This is a genomic window from Streptomyces sp. NPDC088554 (assembly GCF_044752945.1).
In the GTDB taxonomy this organism is placed as follows: Bacteria; Actinomycetota; Actinomycetes; order Streptomycetales; family Streptomycetaceae; genus Streptomyces.
Window position 1 is genome coordinate 176,848 of record NZ_JBIVMF010000003.1, and the last position, 17,041, is coordinate 193,888.

Here is a 17,041-nt window from a genome sequence, read left to right on the forward strand (position 1 = left end):
GGGGGAGCGTCATACCCCGGTGGGCAGGGCGATGCGCTGGTCGCCCGCGTACACGTTCATGGAGGTGCCGCGCAGGAAGCCGACGAGGGTCAGTCCGGTTTCGGCGGCGAGGTCCACGGCGAGTGAGGAGGGTGCGGAGACGGCGGCGAGGACGGGGATGCCGGCCATGACGGCTTTCTGGGCGAGTTCGAAGGAGGCGCGGCCGGAGACGAGCAGGAGGGCGCGGGAGAGGGGGAGCAGGTCCTGCTGGAGGGCCCGGCCGACGAGTTTGTCGACGGCGTTGTGGCGGCCGACGTCCTCGCGGATGTCCAGCATGTCGCCGTCCTCGGTGAACAGCGCGGCGGCGTGGAGGCCGCCGGTCCGGTCGAAGACCTGTTGTGCGGCCCGGAGCCGGTCGGGGAGGGCGGCGAGCAGCGCGGGGTCGACCCGGACCGGGGGAGTGTCGGCGATCGGGTGGCGGGTGGCGGTGCGTACGGCGTCGAGGCTGGCTTTTCCGCAGAGGCCGCAGGAGGAGGTGGTGTAGACGTTGCGCTCAAGGGTGATGTCGGGGACGGGGACGCCGGGGGCGAGTTGTACGTCGACGACGTTGTAGGTGTTGGTGCCGTCGGCCCGGGCGCCCGCGCAGTACACGATGGACCGCAGGTCGGCGGCGGTGGCGAGGACGCCTTCGCTGACGAGGAAGCCCGCGGCGAGTGCGAAGTCGTCGCCGGGGGTGCGCATGGTGATGGCGAGGGGTTTGCCGTTGAGCCGGATTTCCAGCGGTTCCTCGGCCACCAGGGTGTCGGGGCGGGTGGTGACGACCCCGTCCCGGATGCGGATGGTGCGGCGGCGCTCGGTGACCCGTCCCATGGTGATCAGTCCTACTTGTCGAGTCGAGGGGCCCGGTCCGGGGAGCTGGGCCTAGTGCTGTTGTACGTGCTGGAACCCGAAGCGGCACTTGATGCAGAGGTTGCCGTGGGCCACCGGGTTGTCGTGCGGGGAGGTGGCCTTCACGACCTCATTGTCCTGTACGCGCAGGGTGAGGTTGCGGCCGACGCCGTAGTACGCGCAGATCGTGGTGGTCCCGGTCCGGGCGGGTTCGTTCCGGGTGGCCCGCTTCTCCATGCGCTTCACGATGCGTTCTCCTCGACGCAGTGGCATGCATACAGCATTCTGTAGACGGGTGCGGAGCGGAAGCCCCCGGGCGTACGGGATTCATCAAGTCCCGTACACCAGAGGCGAGTTCAGTCAGCCGGGCCCCGGGCCGGCAGGTCCGGGATCGCGCCCACCGCGCGCGGCGTCGGCAGCGGCTCGGGTGCCTTCGAGGTGCCGTACGGCGCCGGGTTCCGTCAGTTCCGTAGCGGCGCGGACCACGCACCCGATCGCACGCTCGGGCGGCAGCGCGGCGCTGACCGCGCCGCGTGTGGGCGGCGCTGACCGCGCCGCCCACACGTTCCGTTCGGCATCTTCCGATCGGCTGGTCCTCCACCTCGGACCTGATCGGCCGCAAGAACATCCACCGCGTCTATCTCGGGGTCGGCGCCGTGATGTATCCGCTGATCGCGTGGTTCGGCGACCCCTCCAAGCCGCTGTTCGTCATCTGCGCGCTGGTGATCCTCTCCTGCTACGGAGGCGGCTTCGCCACCATCCCCGCGTACCTCAAGGATCTCTTCGGCACCTACCGGGTCGGCGCGATCCACGGCCGGCTGCTCACCGCCTGGTCGACCGCCGGAGTGCTCGGCCCGCTCATCGTCAACAAGGTCGCGGACAGTCGGGAAGCGGCGGGGAAGAGCGGCGCGGGGCTGTACGGTCTTTCGTTCACCATCATGATCGGGCTGCTGGTCGTCGGCTTTGTCACCAATGAACCGGTCAGGCCCGTATCCGCCCGTCATCACGTACCGAACCCGAAGGAGACAGCCGATGACCAGGTCAGCAGCGACCGGCGAAGCGCCGCCTGAGCCCCGTCGTGCCGGTCTGATCGCCTTCGCCTGGCTTTGGGTGGGCATCCCGCTCGCGTACGGTGTGTATGAGCTCGTCCTGAAAGCAGCCCAGCTGTTCACCCGATGATGTGGAGTCTCCAAATGGCGCGGGTGAATCCTGTTGGTTCACCTGCACCCGTACCGGTGAGTCGCTGACGAGACTGGAGAATTCCTGACGTCGACAACAGAGGGGGTCCGGGCATGACCGGCACTCGTATCGCCGCGCTCGGGCACTATCAGCCCGCCAAGGTGCTCACCAACCACGATCTGGCGGCCATCGTCGACACCAACGACGAATGGATCAGCAGCCGGGTCGGTATCAAGACCCGGCATGTGGCGGGTCCGGACGAACCGGTGGACGAGCTGGCCGCGCACGCGGGCGCCAAGGCCCTCGCGTCCGCCGGCCTCACCCCGGCGGACATCGACATGGTCCTGGTGGCGACCTCCACCGCCATCGACCGGTCGCCGAACACGGCCGCGCGGGTCGCGGCCAGGCTCTCCATGGGCTCGCCCGCCGTGATGGACCTCAACGTGGTCTGCGCGGGCTTCACCCACGCCCTGGCCACGGCCGACCACGCGGTACGGGCGGGCTCGGCCTCCCGGGTCCTGGTCATCGGCGCCGACAAGATGGCCGCCATCGCCGACTGGACGGACCGCACCACCTGTGTGCTGCTCGGTGACGGCGCGGGCGCGGCGGTCGTCGTGGCGACCGGGGACGACGAGGAGCCGGGCATCGGTCCGGTGCTCTGGGGCTCGGTGCCCGAGATGGGCCACGCGGTACGGATCGAGGGCACGCCCCCCGTCTTCGCCCAGGAGGGCCAGTCGGTCTACCGCTGGGCCACCACCCAGTTGCCGCCCCTCGCCCGCAAGGTCTGCGAGCGGTCCGGGATCACCCCCGAGGAGCTGGGCGGGGTCGTGCTGCACCAGGCCAATCTGCGGATCATCGAGCCCCTCGCCCAGAAGATCGGCGCGGTCAACGCGGTGATCGCCCGCGATGTGGTGGATTCCGGCAATACGTCCGCCGCGTCGATCCCGATGGCGCTGTCCAAGCTCGTGGACCGGGGGGAGATCCCGTCGGGTGCTCCGGTGCTGCTCTTCGGCTTCGGAGGAAACCTCTCGTACGCCGGGCAGGTCATCCGCTGCCCGTGATTCCCGGCCACCCCGCCATGATCCTCCGGGGATCTCGGTAGACTGTAGACGATAGCCAATTTGTCATCGTCGCCACCGGCCAGGAGGGGGACCACGATGCTGTCCGCGAAATTGGCACAGGGATCTGTGCCCAAGCTCGAACGACCGGGTCCACTGCGTGAGCGTGTGTACGAGGCACTGCTCGAACTGATAACGACCCGGGCGCTCCAGCCGGGCCAGCATCTGGTCGAGAGTGAGCTGGCGGGCCATCTGGGGGTGTCGCGGCAGCCGGTGCGCGAGGCTCTCCAGCGGCTCAACACCGAGGGCTGGGTCGATCTCCGCCCCGCCCAGGGGGCGTTCGTCCACGAACCCACCGAGGACGAGGCGGACCAACTGCTGTCGGTCCGTACGCTGCTGGAGGCGGAGGCCGCCCGGCTGGCCGCGGCGAACTCCGGCGCGGCGGGTATCGCCGCGCTGGAGGAGCTGTGCGACCGGGGCGAGCGGGCGGTGGCCGACGACGACGTGGATCTGACGGTCGTCCTCAACGCGGCCTTCCACGCGAAGGTCATGGAGCTGGCGGGCAATGTCGTACTGGCCGAGCTGGCCGCGCAGGTGGGCCGCAGGGTCCGCTGGTACTACACCCCGGTCGCGCGGCAGCGCGGCAAGCGCTCCTGGATCGAGCACCGGGAGCTGATCGCCGCCGTCGCCGCGCGCGACGAGGGGCGCGCCACCGAGATCATGAGGGCGCACACGGAACACACCCGCACCACCTATCACCAGCGCGAACGCGGCTGACCGCACGACCGGCCGTGCGGTCGGCGCAGGTGTGCTCCGGTGTTTTCGCCCGGCCGTCCCGTACGAAACGGGACGGCCGGGATCCTCGCGGTCACACGTCACATGTCGCGCACCCGTAGGCGTACGTCACACGTCACACACCTCACGTATCCGCAGGCGCACGTCATGCGGCACACTCACACGTCGAATTCCTCGATCAGACCGCCGATCAGCCGGATGCTCTTCATGACCTGGTCATGGGGGAGGCCGCCGACCTGCTGGAAGCACATCAGCCGGTCCACCCCGAGATCGGCGTAGGCGCGGAGCTTCTCGCGGCAGGTCTCCGGGCTTCCGATGATCAGCGAGTGCTGCGAGTTGAGCGCTTCGTAGATCTCGTCCGCGGGCACCTCCTCGCCACCGAGTATCCGGCCGATGACCAGCTGGGCATCGCTGGGAGCGGTCCCGGCGGCGGCCTCCGCCCGCAGATAGGCCCCGGCGAGCCCGCCGCCGTCCGGCTGGGCCAGCAGCTTCTCCTGGTGCCGGGCCGACTCCAGGAACCCTTCCTGCGCCTCGAAGAAGGTGAGCGCCTTGGCGGTGTACCAGGCGGCGGCCGAGGCCGCGCCGTTGCGGATGGCCTCCTCGTCGGTGTCGGCGCAGTGTACGAAGGTGAAGAAGGCGACCTGGTCGTTGACGAGGGTGCCCGCCGGGCTCTCGCAGGCGCGGACCGCCGCGCGGTAGAGGTCGATCGACCGCCGCACCTCATCCATCGCCGTCCACACCGTCGTGCCCAGCACCCCCACCCCGTTGCGGCCCGCCTGCTCGAAGGAGGACGGGCTCGAAGCGGCCTGCCACAGCGGCGGGTGCGGGTTCTGGTAGGGCTTGGGCAGTACGGGGACATCGGTGATGTCGTAGTGCGGGCTGTGCCAGGAGAAGCGCTCGTCCGTCCACATCCGAGGGATCATCCGGAACGCCTCGGCGGTCTGCTCCCGTACCTCGGCGGGGTCGACACCGAACAGCCGCCACTCCGGAGGGGTGGAGCGGGTCAGCCCCAACTCCACCCGGCCGCCGCTGAGATGGTCCAGCATCGCGGCGCGCTCGGCGATCCGGATCGGGTGGTTCAGCCGGCCGGGCGCCAGCACCGCGGCATGGCCGAGACGCATACGGCTGGTCGTCTGGGAGAGGGCGGCGAGCATGATCTCGGGGGCGGAGGACAGGCTGAACTCCTCCGCGCCGTGGTGCTCGACCTGCCACCAGCAGCCGTAACCCAACTCGTCGGCCAGCCGCGCCTGTTCCATCGCCTGGGTGATGCGCAGGTGCTCGTGCCCCTCCTCCCAGGGGCGGGGGTCCTGGATCTCTGTGAACATATCGAGCTTCATGAGCTGTGTGGTACCTCTCGTGGGGGATGGCGCAATGCGCGTGTTATTCGGGCGCTGTTCACTGAATCATCCTTGTTCATAGAGCTTTCGGTGGATTCCGCGACGATGCTCCACGCCATCTCCACTTTGTCCTTGCTGTGGATAAAGTTGACACGGATTCCTGCGCAACTTCTTCCCCCTGCGGGCAAGCACTGCTACGTTCCCCTCGAAAGCCCGGTAGGCGCGGCCGAGAGGCGGGGAGGGGCGAGTGAGGCGTATGACCGCACGACCCGCAAACGCCCACCAGGCGCGACTGCTGCGGCTGTTGCGCGACGGCGGCCCCAGCTCCCGCGCCCAGCTGGGCGATCAGGTGGACCTCTCCCGCTCCAAGCTCGCCGTCGAGATGGACCGGCTGCTGGAGACCGGACTCGTGGTCGCCGACGGACTCGCCGCTTCGCGCGGCGGCCGGCGCTCCCACAACATCCGGCTCGCGCCCGCCATGCGCTTCCTCGGTGTGGACATCGGCGCCACCTCCATCGATGTGGCCGTCACCAACGCGGAGCTGGAGGTGCTGGGACATCTCAACCATCCGATGGACGTACGGGAAGGCCCGGTCGCCGTCTTCGAGCAGGTGCTCGCGCTGGTGGCCAAGCTCAAGTTGTCAGGACTGGCCGAGGAGTTCGACGGCGCGGGCATCGGAGTGCCGGGTCCGGTCCGCTTCCCCGAGGGCGTCCCGGTCGCCCCGCCGATCATGCCGGGCTGGGACGGCTTCCCCGTCCGGGAGGCGCTCAGTCAGGAGCTGGGCTGCCCGGTCATGGTCGACAACGATGTGAACCTGATGGCGATGGGCGAGCAGCACGCGGGTGTCGCCCGCTCCGTGGCCGACTTCCTCTGCGTCAAGATCGGTACGGGCATCGGCTGCGGCATCGTCGTCGGCGGCGAGGTGTACCGGGGGACGACCGGCAGCGCCGGGGACATCGGCCATATCCAGGTCGAGTCGGACGGCCGGTCCTGCGCCTGCGGCAACAAGGGCTGTCTGGAGGCGTACTTCAGCGGCGCCGCGCTCGCCCGCGACGCCGAGGACGCCGCCCGCACCGGCCGCTCGCCCGAACTGGCCGCACGGCTGGGGGCCGGGGGCCGGCTCACCGCGGTGGATGTCGCCGCGGCCGCCGCGGCGGGGGATCCCACCGCGCTCGGGCTGATCCGCGAGGGCGGGAACCGGGTCGGCCAGGTCATCGCCGGACTCGTCAGCTTCTTCAACCCCGGGCTGGTGGTGATCGGCGGTGGGGTGACCGGCCTCGGCCCCACACTGCTCGCCAGCGTCCGCACTCAGGTCTACCGCCAGTCGCTGCCGCTGGCCACCGGCAATCTCCCCATCGTCCTGGGCGAACTGGGCCCGACCGCCGGGGTCACCGGCGCGGCCCGGCTCATCAGCGACCACCTGTTCTCCCCGGCCTGAGCGGCCGGGGCGTACCACCCGTACCACTGGCACCACCCGTACCACCGGCAGTAACGCGACACCGCACGCAGCACGAGCCGCACCCGTACGAGCCGCCCTCACGTCACACGCGCAGCCGCACCACGTACGAGCCGCACCATGTACGAGTAAGCCGCACCACGTACGAGCCGCCCGAAGCACGAGCCGCCCTCACACGTCACGCGCATCCGCACTGCGTACGAGCCGCACCAGCCGCGTCACTTCCTGTTTCCGTACGCGCCCACCAGCCCGCGCCGTACCGGGTCCTGCCCCGGCACAGCGCTGCCCGGCACCGCCCTGCTCGCTCACCGGCCGCACCCGCCGAGGGGATACGTCATGGCACCATCACCAGAAACCCCGCTGCTCACCATGGACGGCATCGTCAAGACCTTCCCCGGTGTCCGCGCCCTCGACGGTGTGGACCTGGAGGTCAGGGCAGGGGAGGTCCACTGTCTGCTCGGCCAGAACGGCGCCGGGAAGTCCACCCTCATCAAGGTGCTCGCCGGAGCGCACCAGCCGGACGGCGGTGTGATCAGCTGGCGCGGCGAAGAGGTCACACTGAAGTCGCCCATCGCCGCCATGCGGCTCGGTATCGCGACCATCTACCAGGAACTCGACCTGGTCGAGGGGTTGTCGGTGGCCGAGAACATCTTCCTCGGCCATGAACCCACCACCGCCGGATTCGTGGTCAGGAGCCGGGCGGCCCGCACCGCGGCCACAGCGCTGCTGGCCCGCCTCGGCCACCCCGAGATCCAGGCCACCCGGGCGGTGGGCACGCTCTCCGCCGCCCAGCAGCAGATCGTCTCCATGGCCCGCGCGCTCTCCCACGACGTACGCCTCATCGTGATGGACGAGCCGTCCGCGGCCCTCGACCCCGACGAGGTCGACAACCTCTTCCGGGTGGTCGCCACCCTCACCGCCGACGGTGTGGCGGTCATCTACATCTCCCACCGGCTGGAGGAGATCCGGCGCATCGGCGACCGGGTCACCGTCATCAAGGACGGGCGGACCGTGGCCGTCGCACTGCCCGCGAAACAGACCCCGACCAGCGAGGTCGTGGCACTGATGACCGGCCGCGATGTCGAGTACGTCTTCCCCGGGCGCCCCGCCGGACCCGCCCCCGGCGACCCGCGCGCCGAGCCCGTACTGCGGGTCGAAGGGCTCGCCAGGAAAGGGGAGTTCGCGCCGGTCGACCTCGAACTGCGGCCGGGCGAGATCGTCGGTCTCGCGGGGCTCGTCGGATCCGGCCGCTCCGAGATCCTGGAGACGATCTACGGGGCGCGCAGACCCACCGCGGGCCGGGTCCTCGTCGACGGAACACCACTGCGGCCCGGCAGTGTGGGCGCCGCTGTCCGCGCCGGACTCGGTCTCGCGCCCGAGGAACGCAAGGCCCAGGGCCTGTTGATGCTCGAATCCGTCACCCGCAATGTGTCGGTGTCGTCGCTGTCCCGCTTCTCCCAGGCCGGCTGGCTCGACCACGCGGCCGAACGCGCCGCCGCCCGCGCCGCCACCAGGGAACTCTCCCTGCGCCCGGACAACCCGGACGCCCGTATCCGCACCCTCTCCGGCGGCAACCAGCAGAAAGCGGTCCTCGCCCGCTGGCTGCTGCGCGGCTGCCGGGTGCTGCTGCTCGACGAACCGACGCGCGGTGTCGATGTGGGTGCCCGCGCCGAGCTGTACGCCGTGATCCGGCGCCTGGCCGACGAGGGGCTCGCCGTCCTGCTCGTCTCCAGCGAGGTCCCCGAAGTGCTGGGCCTCGCCGACCGTGTGCTGGTCCTGCGCGAGGGGCGGGTCGTCCACCGGGCGCCCGCCCGGGAGCTCGACGAGCACCGAGTCCTCGATCTCGTGATGGAAGGGAGCCCGACGCCATGAAACCGCCAGCCTCCGAAGAACGGCAGGGCGGGCCCGACGCCGTGGCCGCGCCCGGTCCGGCCGCACCGCCCGCCCTATCCGCAGAGCCCGTCAAAAAGCCTCCGGGGCAAGGAGATCGGCGATCGTTCGGGATGCGGCTCGATGTCCGTAACCTCTCGCTGCTGGGTGTGCTCGCCGCGCTGATCGTCGTCGGTGGGATCACCAAGCCGGACCAGTTCCTGGACACCAACAACCTCCAGCTCGTCCTCACCCAGGCATCGGTCATCGGTGTGGTCACGGTGGGCATGACCTTCGTGATCACCAGCGGTGGCATCGATCTGTCGGTGGGCGCGATCGTGGCCCTGGCCTCGGTCTGGGCCACCACACTGGCCACCCAGGAGTTCGGGTTCGCCGGGATCCTGTTCACGGCCGTCGTGGTGGGTCTCGCCTGCGGTCTGGTGAACGGTGTGCTGATCGCGTACGGCGGGATGGTGCCGTTCATCGCGACCCTCGCGATGCTTGCCTCCGCCCGGGGCCTCGCGCTGATGATCACCGATGGCAAGACCCAGATCGTCACCGTGACCTCGGTGCTCGACCTCGGCGTCCCGGACTCGTACGTCCTGGGGATCCCGCCGCTGGTGCTGGTCTTCGCGGCCGTCACCGTCGTCGGCTGGCTGATCCTCAACCGTACGACCTTCGGCCGGCGCACCGTCGCCGTCGGCGGCAACCCGGAGGCCGCCAGGCTCGCCGGTATCGATGTCCGCAGACAGCGGCTGTACCTCTATCTGTTCTCCGGGCTCTGCTGCGGCATCGCCGCCTTCCTGCTGGTCATCCTGGCCGGCTCGGGACAGAACACCAACGGAAACCTGTACGAGCTGGACGCCATCGCGGCCGCGATCATCGGCGGCACCCTGCTCAGCGGCGGGCGCGGCACGATCGTCGGCTCCGTACTGGGTGTGCTCGTCTTCACGACCATCACCAACATCTTCGCTCTCAACAATCTGCAGAGCGACGTCCAGCAGATCGCCAAGGGCGCCATCATCGTCGCCGCCGTACTGGTCCAGCGCCGCACCGCACGCAACGGCGAGGTCTGACTTCCGCTCCGGCCCCGCACCCCGTCACCCCGTTGTACCGCCCTATGCGAAGGGTTGAACCACCATGACAGAAACCAGCCGCAGAGGAATCCTGTTCGGCACCGCCGCCCTCTCCGCAGGTGCTCTCCTCACCGCCTGCACCAGCAACGAGCCCAAGGCGCAGGCGAATTCGGCCGACAACGCTCCCGCCGCCTCCGAGACCCCTGGCAAGGCCCTCACCATCGGCTTCGCCGGGCCCCAGGCCGACCACGGCTGGCTCAACGCCATCAACGTACAGGCCAAGGCCAGAGCGGAGAGATACCCGGAGGTGACACTGGACATCACCGAGGGCTCCAACGACATCGCCGCGCAGATCGGCCAGGTCGAGACGCTCATCAACAAGAAGGTCGACGTCCTGGTGATCCTGCCGGCCGACGGCAAGGCCCTCACCCAGGTCGGGCTGAAGGCCATGCGCGCCGGAATCCCGGTCATCAACCTGGACCGGATCTTCTCCAACCCGCAGGCGTACCGCGCCTATATCGGTGGCGACAACTACGGCATGGGCGTCAGCGCCGGGAACTACATCGGCGAGAAGCTCAAGGGCAAGGCCAACGCCAAGGTCATCGAACTGGCGGGCGTCGACAGCCTGGAGCTGACCCAGCAGCGCACCCAGGGCTTCGACGACGCCCTGAAGAACTACCCGAACATCAAGAAGGTCGCCCGCCAGGCCGCCGACTTCACCGTCGAGTCCGGCCAGGCCAAGATGGCCCAACTGCTCCAGGCGCAGCCGTCCTTCGACGCCCTGTGGAACCACGACGACGACCAGGGCGTGGGCGCGCTGCGCGCCATCCAGCAGGCGGGCCGCGACAGCTTCCTGATGGTCGGCGGCGCCGGGGCGAAGTCCGCGATGGACGCCATCAAGGCCGACAACGGTGTGCTCAAGGCCACCGTCCTGTATCCGCCGACGATGGCCGCCTCCGCCATCGACCTGGCCCGCGCGCTGGGCAACGCGAAGGGCATCAACGGCATGTCGGAGCTGGAGATCCCGGCCTCCGTCACGCTCTACTCGGCAGTGGTGGACAAGGACAACGTCGACCAGTACCTGCCCACCGGTTTCAGCTGACAGGCCCCGTGCCTGGCCGCCCCCACCGAGCGACACGACGAGGAGTACTCCGTATGACCCTCAGTCCCACGGAAGCGCCGGCGAAAGAAGTCGGCCCGCCACCGGCACTCGGCATCGGCATGGTCGGATACGCGTTCATGGGCGCCGCCCACTCGCAGGGGTGGCGCACCGCGGGACACGTCTTCGACCTGCCGGCCAGGCCCGTACTCGCCGCGATCTGCGGTCGGGACGGGACCGCGGTACGGGCGGCTGCGGACCGGCACGGCTGGGCGGCCGCCGAGACGGACTGGCGGGCGCTCATCGCGCGTGACGATGTGCAGGTGGTCGACATCTGCACGCCCGGGGACAGCCATGCGGAGATCGCGGTCGCCGCGCTGGAGGCGGGCAAGCACGTCCTGTGCGAGAAGCCGCTCGCCAATTCGGTGGCCGAGGCCGAGGTCATGGCCAGGGCCGCCGAAGCCGCCGCTGCCCGTGGCCAGTTGGCCATGGTGGGCTTCAACTACCGCAGGGTGCCCGCTATTTCGTACGCACGAAAGCTCATCGCGGACGGCAGGCTCGGCCCCCTGCGCCATGTCCGGATCGCCTATCTCCAGGACTGGCTGGCCGATCCGGCGGCCCCGCTGACCTGGCGGCTCAAGCGCGAACGCGCCGGGTCGGGGGCGCTGGGCGATCTGGGGGCGCACATCGTCGACCTGGCACAGTTCCTGACGGGCGAGCCGCTGGCCGGGGTCTCGGCGCTCACCGAGACCTTCGTACGGCAACGGCCGGTCGTCAGCGGTACGCCGGCGGGGGCGTCGGGCACCGAGTTCGGCGAGGTCACCGTGGACGACGCGGTGGTGTTCACCGGGCGGCTCGCCTCGGGCGCGCTGGCCGGCTTCGAGGCGACCCGGATGGCCTCGGGGCGCAAGAACGCGCTGCGTCTGGAGATCAACGGGGAGCGCGGTTCGCTCGCCTTCGATCTGGAGCGCCTCAACGAACTCTCGTTCCACGACCACACCGAACCCGCGGTCTCGGCGGGCTTCCGCCGGATCCTGGTCACGGAACCGGAGCATCCCTATCTGGAGGCGTGGTGGCCGCCGGGTCACGCGCTCGGCTACGAACACACCTTCGTCCACCAGGTCCGTGACCTGGTGGAGGCGATCGTCACCGGCACCGCCCCGGTGCCGTCCTTCGCGGACGGGCTCCAGGTGCAGCGGGTGCTCGCGGCGGTGGAGGAGAGCGCGGAGAAGAACGCCGCGTACACGCCCGTAACGTCCCTGTCCGTACATCACGCGTAGCGGAGGACCGCATGCCACGTCCGTTCACACTCTTCACCGGCCAGTGGGCCGACCTTCCCCTGGAGGAAGTGTGCAGACTCGCCCGTGACTTCGGCTACGACGGTCTGGAACTCGCCTGCTGGGGAGATCACTTCGAGGTCGACAAGGCGCTCGCCGATCCCGGATATCTGGCGGGCCGTCATCAGCTGCTCGACAAGTACGGGCTCAAGTGCTGGGCGATCTCCAACCACTTGGTGGGCCAGGCGGTCTGCGACAACCCCATCGACGAACGGCACCAGGGCATCCTGCCCGCCAGGATCTGGGGCGACGGCGAGCCCGAGGGTGTCCGACAGCGCGCCGCCGCCGAGATCAAGGACACCGCACGGGCCGCCGCCGCCTTCGGTGTGAACACCGTCGTCGGCTTCACCGGCTCGTCGATCTGGCATCTGGTCGCGATGTTCCCCCCGGTGCCGCCCGGCATGATCGACCGGGGGTACGAGGACTTCGCGGAGCGCTGGAACCCGATCCTGGACGTCTTCGACGCCGAGGGGGTGCGCTTCGCCCACGAGGTCCACCCGAGCGAGATCGCGTACGACTACTGGACCACCCACCGCGCACTGGAGGCGGTCGGCCACCGGCCCGCGTTCGGGCTGAACTTCGACCCGAGCCACTTCGTCTGGCAGGACCTCGACCCGGTGGGTTTCCTCTACGACTTCCGGGACCGGATCTACCACGTCGACTGCAAGGAGGCCCGCAAACGCCTCGACGGCCGCAACGGCCGGCTCGGTTCGCATCTGCCCTGGGGCGATCCCCGGCGCGGCTGGGACTTCGTCTCGGCAGGTCACGGAGATGTGCCGTGGGAGGACGTCTTCCGGATGCTCCGGTCGATCGCGTACGAGGGCCCCGTCTCGGTCGAGTGGGAGGACGCCGGTATGGACCGCCTGACCGGCGCCCCGGAGGCCCTCGCGGGCCTCAAACGCTTCGACTTCGAGCCCCCGTCGGCCTCCTTCGACGCGGCCTTCGGCGGCGGTGACTGACCCGGAGCCCTCGGATCGTACGACGAGCGAGTTCGGACGCCCCGCACAGTGAGAGTGTGCCGGGGCGCCCATCCGGGCAGTGTGACCTGGTGCCGCCCCGGGGGCCGGTGAGCATGCCGAGGCCCGGGACGGCCACCTGGGACGGCGAGTGAGCCGGGACGCTCACTTCCGGACGGCGAGTGTGCCGGGTGCCCACTCTTGCCCGGCGGGCGAACCGAGCAGGGTCGACCGTCGACAGCGGCAAGAGCGCCCCGGAGGCGAACCGAGCCCTCAAAAAAGCAGTAGGAGGCTTTCGTGCACGGAAAACGTTCCAGAGCCAGATCCCTCCTCGCGCTCCTGACGGGCGCCCTGCTCGTGGGATCGAGCATCGGCGCCCTGCCCGCGGGCGCCGCCGACCCCGCTCCGCCGGTCGCGGCGGAGAGCTTTCAGCAGGTGACGCTGGCGAAGGGCGCCGACGAGGTGGGCGAGCCGATGTCACTCGCGGTCCTGCCGGACCGGCGGGTGCTGCACACCTCGCGCGACGGCACACTCCGTATCACCGACGCGGGCGGCGACACCACGGTCGTCGGCAAGCTGGACGTCTACAGCCACGACGAGGAGGGGCTCCAAGGGGTCGGGGTGGATCCCGGCTTCGCCGAGAACCGGGCCATCTATCTCTTCTACGCTCCCAGGCTCGACACCCCGGCCGGTGAGGCCCCCGAGAGCGGGACGCCCGCGGACTTCGCACCGTACGACGGATACAACCGGCTGTCGCGCTTCACGCTGAAGGCGGACGGCACACTCGACCCGGCGAGCGAGAAGAAGGTTCTCGACGTCGCCGCCTCACGGGGCATCTGCTGCCATGTCGGTGGTGACATCGCCTTCGACGCGGACGGCAATCTGTATCTGTCGACGGGTGACGACACCAACCCGTTCGCCTCGGACGGCTACACACCGATCGACGAACGGCCGGACCGTAACCCGGTGTTCGACGCACAGCGCAGCGCCGCCAACACCAATGACCTCCGGGGCAAGGTGCTGCGGATCAAGGTCGCCGACGACGGTTCGTACACCATTCCGGACGGCAATCTCTTCGCCCCCGGCACCGCGAAGACTCGGCCCGAGATCTACGCGATGGGTTTCCGCAACCCCTTCCGGATCTCCGTCGACCAGCGGACCGGTGTGGTGTACGTGGGGGATTACGGCCCCGACGCGGGTGCCGCCTCCCCGACCCGGGGGCCCGGCGGGATGGTGGAGTTCGCCCGGGTCACCGAGGCGGGCAACTTCGGCTGGCCGTACTGCGTGGGCAGGAACGAGCCGTTCGTGGACTACGACTTCGCGACCGGGCTCTCCGGCGACGCCTTCGACTGCGCCGCGCCGAAGAACACCTCGCCGCACAACACCGGACTGACCGACCTGCCGCCCGCGCAGCCCGCCTGGATCGACTACGACGGCGGCAGCGTACCGGAGTTCGGCAATGGCTCGGAGTCCCCGATGGCGGGTCCCGTCTACCGTTACGACGAGGCGCTGGACTCCCCGGTGAAATTCCCGGAGGCGTACGACGGGGACTTCTTCGCGGGTGAGTTCGGCCGCCAGTGGATCAAGCGCATCGAGCAGGACGGCGACGGTACGGCCGGCTCCATCAACCCGTTCCCGTGGACCGGTACCCAGGTCATGGACATGGAGTTCGGCCCGGACGGCGCGCTCTACGTACTCGACTACGGTCTGTCGTGGTTCGGCGGTGACGAACACTCCGCGCTCTACCGCATCGAGAACTCCACCGGCGGCAAGTCCCCGATCGCGGTGGCCACCGCCGACAGAACGTCCGGCACCGCGCCGCTGAAGGTCAGCTTCTCCTCGGCCGGCACCTCGGACCCGGACGGCGACACTCTCACCTACGCGTGGGACTTCGGCGACGGCGGTACGTCCACCCGGACCGACCCCACGTACCGGTACCGGAAGAACGGCACCTACACCGCCCGGCTCACCGTCACCGACCCCACCGAGCGGACCGCCACGGCGTCCGTACGGGTGGTCGTCGGCAACACCGCCCCCACGGTGACGCTCCAACTGCCCACTGATGGAACCCTGTTCAACTTCGGTGACAAGCTGCCCTTCGCGGTGCGGGTCACCGACCCGGAGGACGGCACGATCGACTGCTCCAAGGTCGTCGTCCGCTATATCCTCGGCCACGACCACCACGGCCATCCGATCACCTCCGCCAACGGCTGCGAGGGTACGATCACCGCGCCCGCCGACGCGGAACACGACCCCAACGCCAATATCTTCGGTGTGATCGACGCCGAGTACACCGACGGCGGAGGCGGCGGTCAGGCCCCGCTCACCAGCCACGCCCAGGCGCAGCTCCAGCCCAGACACCGGCAGGCCGAGCACTTCAACGGCTCCTCGGGTGTCAGTGTCATCGAAAAGACCGGGGCCAACGGCGGCAGGACCGTCGGCGACATCGACAACGGCGACTGGATCTCCTTCAAGCCGTACCACCTGGCCGGCTCGAAGACGCTCACCGCCCGGATCTCCTCCGGTGGCGCCGGCGGGTTCCTGGAGGTGCGGACGGGCTCGGCCAACGGCACACTGCTCGGTTCCGCGCCGGTTCCGGTGACCGGCGGCTGGGAGATCTTCCAGGACATCGATGTGCCCCTGCGCTCCGTACCGAAGAAGACCACCGAACTGTTCCTGGTCTTCAAGGGCGGCGCGGGCGCGCTCTACGACGTGGACGACTTCACGATCTCCACGGCCGTCCCGGGCAGGACCGAGAAGCGGGTACTGGTCTTCTCCAGGACCGCCGGATACCGGCACGACTCCATCCCCGAGGGCATCGCCGCGCTGAAGGAGCTGGGGCGGACCACGGGCATCACCGTCGATTCCACCGAGACCGCGGCCCAGTTCACCACCAGCAATCTGGCCCGGTACGACGCGGTGGTCTTCCTCTCCACCACGGGCGATGTCCTCGACGCCGACCAGCAAAGGGCGTTCGAGAACTTCATCGCGACCGGCGGCGGCTACCTGGGCGTGCACGCCGCCGCCGACACCGAGTACGACTGGCCGTTCTACGGCGGTCTGGTGGGCGCGTACTTCGCCAGCCATCCGGCGAACCAGTCCGCCACCGTACGCGTCGAGGACAAGGGCCACCCGGCCACCGCCCATCTGGACGACGAGTGGCAGCGCACCGACGAGTGGTACAACTACCGCACCAACCCGCGCGATCGGGCCAGGATCCTCGCCACCCTCGACGAAACCACCTACCAGGGCGGCACGATGAAGGGCGATCACCCGATCGCCTGGTGCCGGACGTACGAGGGTGGCCGGTCCTTCTACACCGGGGGCGGTCACACCAAGGAGTCGTACGCCGAACCCGCCTTCCGCACCCATCTGCTCGGCGGACTGCGGTACGCGGCGGGCCAGATGAAGGCCGACTGCGAGCCGAGGACCGATTACCGACCGCTCTTCAACGGAAAGACCCTGGAAGGCTGGAAGCAGGCGGGACCCGGCAAATTCACTGTCGTGGAAGGGGAGTTGCGCTCCGAGGGCGGCATGGGGCTGCTCTGGTACCAGGCCGGGGAGTTCGCCTCGTACTCCCTGAAACTCGACTGGAAACTGACCGGGGACGACAACTCCGGTGTCTTCGTGGGCTTTCCGCCCTCCGACGACCCCTGGTCCGCGGTGGACAACGGCTATGAGGTGCAGATCGACGCCACCGACACCCCCGACCGCACCACGGGCGCGATCTACGGCTTCAAGTCGGCGGACCTCAAGGCCAGGGACCGGGTCCTGCGGCCACCCGGCCAGTGGAACAGCTACGAGATCAAGGTCAGGGGCGAACGCCTCCAGGTCTTCCTCAACGGCGTGAAGATCAACGACTTCACCAACACCGACCCCGCGCGCAGCCTGAAGAACGGCCATATCGGCCTCCAGAACCACGGAGCCGACGACAGAGTGGCCTTCCGCGACATCCAGCTCAAGGAGCTGCCGCCTTCCTGAACCGGGCGGCCCGCCAACCGATGACGGGCGG

The 17,041-nt window shown here is 69.5% G+C and carries 11 protein-coding genes and 3 pseudogenes; 10 read left to right on the forward strand and 4 right to left on the reverse strand.

What is annotated here, in order from left to right; all coding sequences use genetic code 11:
* Window positions 1–9: 9 nt before the first annotated feature.
* The 3 genes and pseudogenes from fdhD to ACIP8W_RS04750 form a co-directional block, all read right to left on the reverse strand.
* Window positions 10–849: a formate dehydrogenase accessory sulfurtransferase FdhD gene (gene fdhD, locus ACIP8W_RS04740; RefSeq protein WP_402149658.1), complete on the reverse strand. Its 840-nt coding sequence runs from the start codon at window positions 847–849 to the stop codon at window positions 10–12.
* Window positions 850–900: 51 nt separating this feature from the next.
* Window positions 901–1,083, reverse strand: a pseudogene (locus ACIP8W_RS04745) (Fe-S-binding domain-containing protein); the annotation flags it as partial.
* Window positions 1,084–1,290: 207 nt separating this feature from the next.
* Window positions 1,291–1,398 (reverse strand): annotated as a pseudogene (locus ACIP8W_RS04750) (oxidoreductase); the annotation flags it as partial.
* A 53-nt stretch (window positions 1,399–1,451) separates the two neighbouring features.
* Between ACIP8W_RS04750 and ACIP8W_RS04755 the strand changes: the two are divergent.
* The 3 genes and pseudogenes from ACIP8W_RS04755 to ACIP8W_RS04765 all read left to right on the forward strand — a co-directional run.
* Window positions 1,452–1,937 (forward strand): annotated as a pseudogene (locus ACIP8W_RS04755) (MFS transporter); the annotation flags it as partial.
* A 222-nt stretch (window positions 1,938–2,159) separates the two neighbouring features.
* Window positions 2,160–3,107: a beta-ketoacyl-ACP synthase III gene (locus ACIP8W_RS04760; protein ID WP_401953009.1), complete on the forward strand. Its 948-nt coding sequence runs from the start codon at window positions 2,160–2,162 to the stop codon at window positions 3,105–3,107.
* A 96-nt stretch (window positions 3,108–3,203) separates the two neighbouring features.
* Window positions 3,204–3,881, forward strand: a complete 678-nt coding sequence (locus ACIP8W_RS04765; protein WP_401953011.1) for a GntR family transcriptional regulator — start codon at window positions 3,204–3,206, stop codon at window positions 3,879–3,881.
* A gap of 176 nt (window positions 3,882–4,057) precedes the next feature.
* Here the strand turns inward: ACIP8W_RS04765 and ACIP8W_RS04770 are convergent, their stop codons facing one another.
* Window positions 4,058–5,236 (reverse strand): LLM class flavin-dependent oxidoreductase, encoded by a 1,179-nt coding sequence (locus tag ACIP8W_RS04770; protein WP_402201937.1) that lies wholly within the window; start codon window positions 5,234–5,236, stop codon window positions 4,058–4,060.
* 256 nt (window positions 5,237–5,492) lie between these two features.
* Between ACIP8W_RS04770 and ACIP8W_RS04775 the strand changes: the two genes are divergently transcribed.
* The 7 genes from ACIP8W_RS04775 to ACIP8W_RS04805 all read left to right on the forward strand — a co-directional run bounded on the left by ACIP8W_RS04775 (window position 5,493) and on the right by ACIP8W_RS04805 (window position 17,010).
* Window positions 5,493–6,674: an ROK family protein gene (locus ACIP8W_RS04775; RefSeq protein WP_401953016.1), complete on the forward strand. Its 1,182-nt coding sequence runs from the start codon at window positions 5,493–5,495 to the stop codon at window positions 6,672–6,674.
* Between the two features lie 354 nt (window positions 6,675–7,028).
* Window positions 7,029–8,564 (forward strand): sugar ABC transporter ATP-binding protein, encoded by a 1,536-nt coding sequence (locus ACIP8W_RS04780; RefSeq protein WP_402149661.1) that lies wholly within the window; start codon window positions 7,029–7,031, stop codon window positions 8,562–8,564.
* Window positions 8,561–9,637 carry an ABC transporter permease gene (locus tag ACIP8W_RS04785; protein WP_402201939.1) on the forward strand — a complete coding sequence of 359 codons (1,077 nt, stop codon included), beginning with the start codon at window positions 8,561–8,563 and terminating at the stop codon, window positions 9,635–9,637. Before ACIP8W_RS04780 ends, ACIP8W_RS04785 begins: the two co-directional genes overlap by 4 nt.
* Before the next feature lie 64 nt (window positions 9,638–9,701).
* On the forward strand, window positions 9,702–10,739 hold the full coding sequence (locus ACIP8W_RS04790) for a substrate-binding domain-containing protein (protein ID WP_401953024.1): 1,038 nt from the start codon (window positions 9,702–9,704) through the stop codon (window positions 10,737–10,739).
* A gap of 119 nt (window positions 10,740–10,858) precedes the next feature.
* Window positions 10,859–12,016 carry a Gfo/Idh/MocA family protein gene (locus ACIP8W_RS04795; RefSeq protein WP_402202039.1) on the forward strand — a complete coding sequence of 386 codons (1,158 nt, stop codon included), beginning with the start codon at window positions 10,859–10,861 and terminating at the stop codon, window positions 12,014–12,016.
* 11 nt (window positions 12,017–12,027) lie between these two features.
* Entirely contained in the window at window positions 12,028–13,032 is a 1,005-nt protein-coding gene (locus tag ACIP8W_RS04800; protein WP_402149666.1) for a sugar phosphate isomerase/epimerase family protein, read from the forward strand.
* 354 nt (window positions 13,033–13,386) lie between these two features.
* On the forward strand, window positions 13,387–17,010 hold the full coding sequence (locus tag ACIP8W_RS04805; protein ID WP_402202041.1) for a ThuA domain-containing protein: 3,624 nt from the start codon (window positions 13,387–13,389) through the stop codon (window positions 17,008–17,010).
* The last annotated feature ends 31 nt before the right edge of the window (window positions 17,011–17,041 follow it).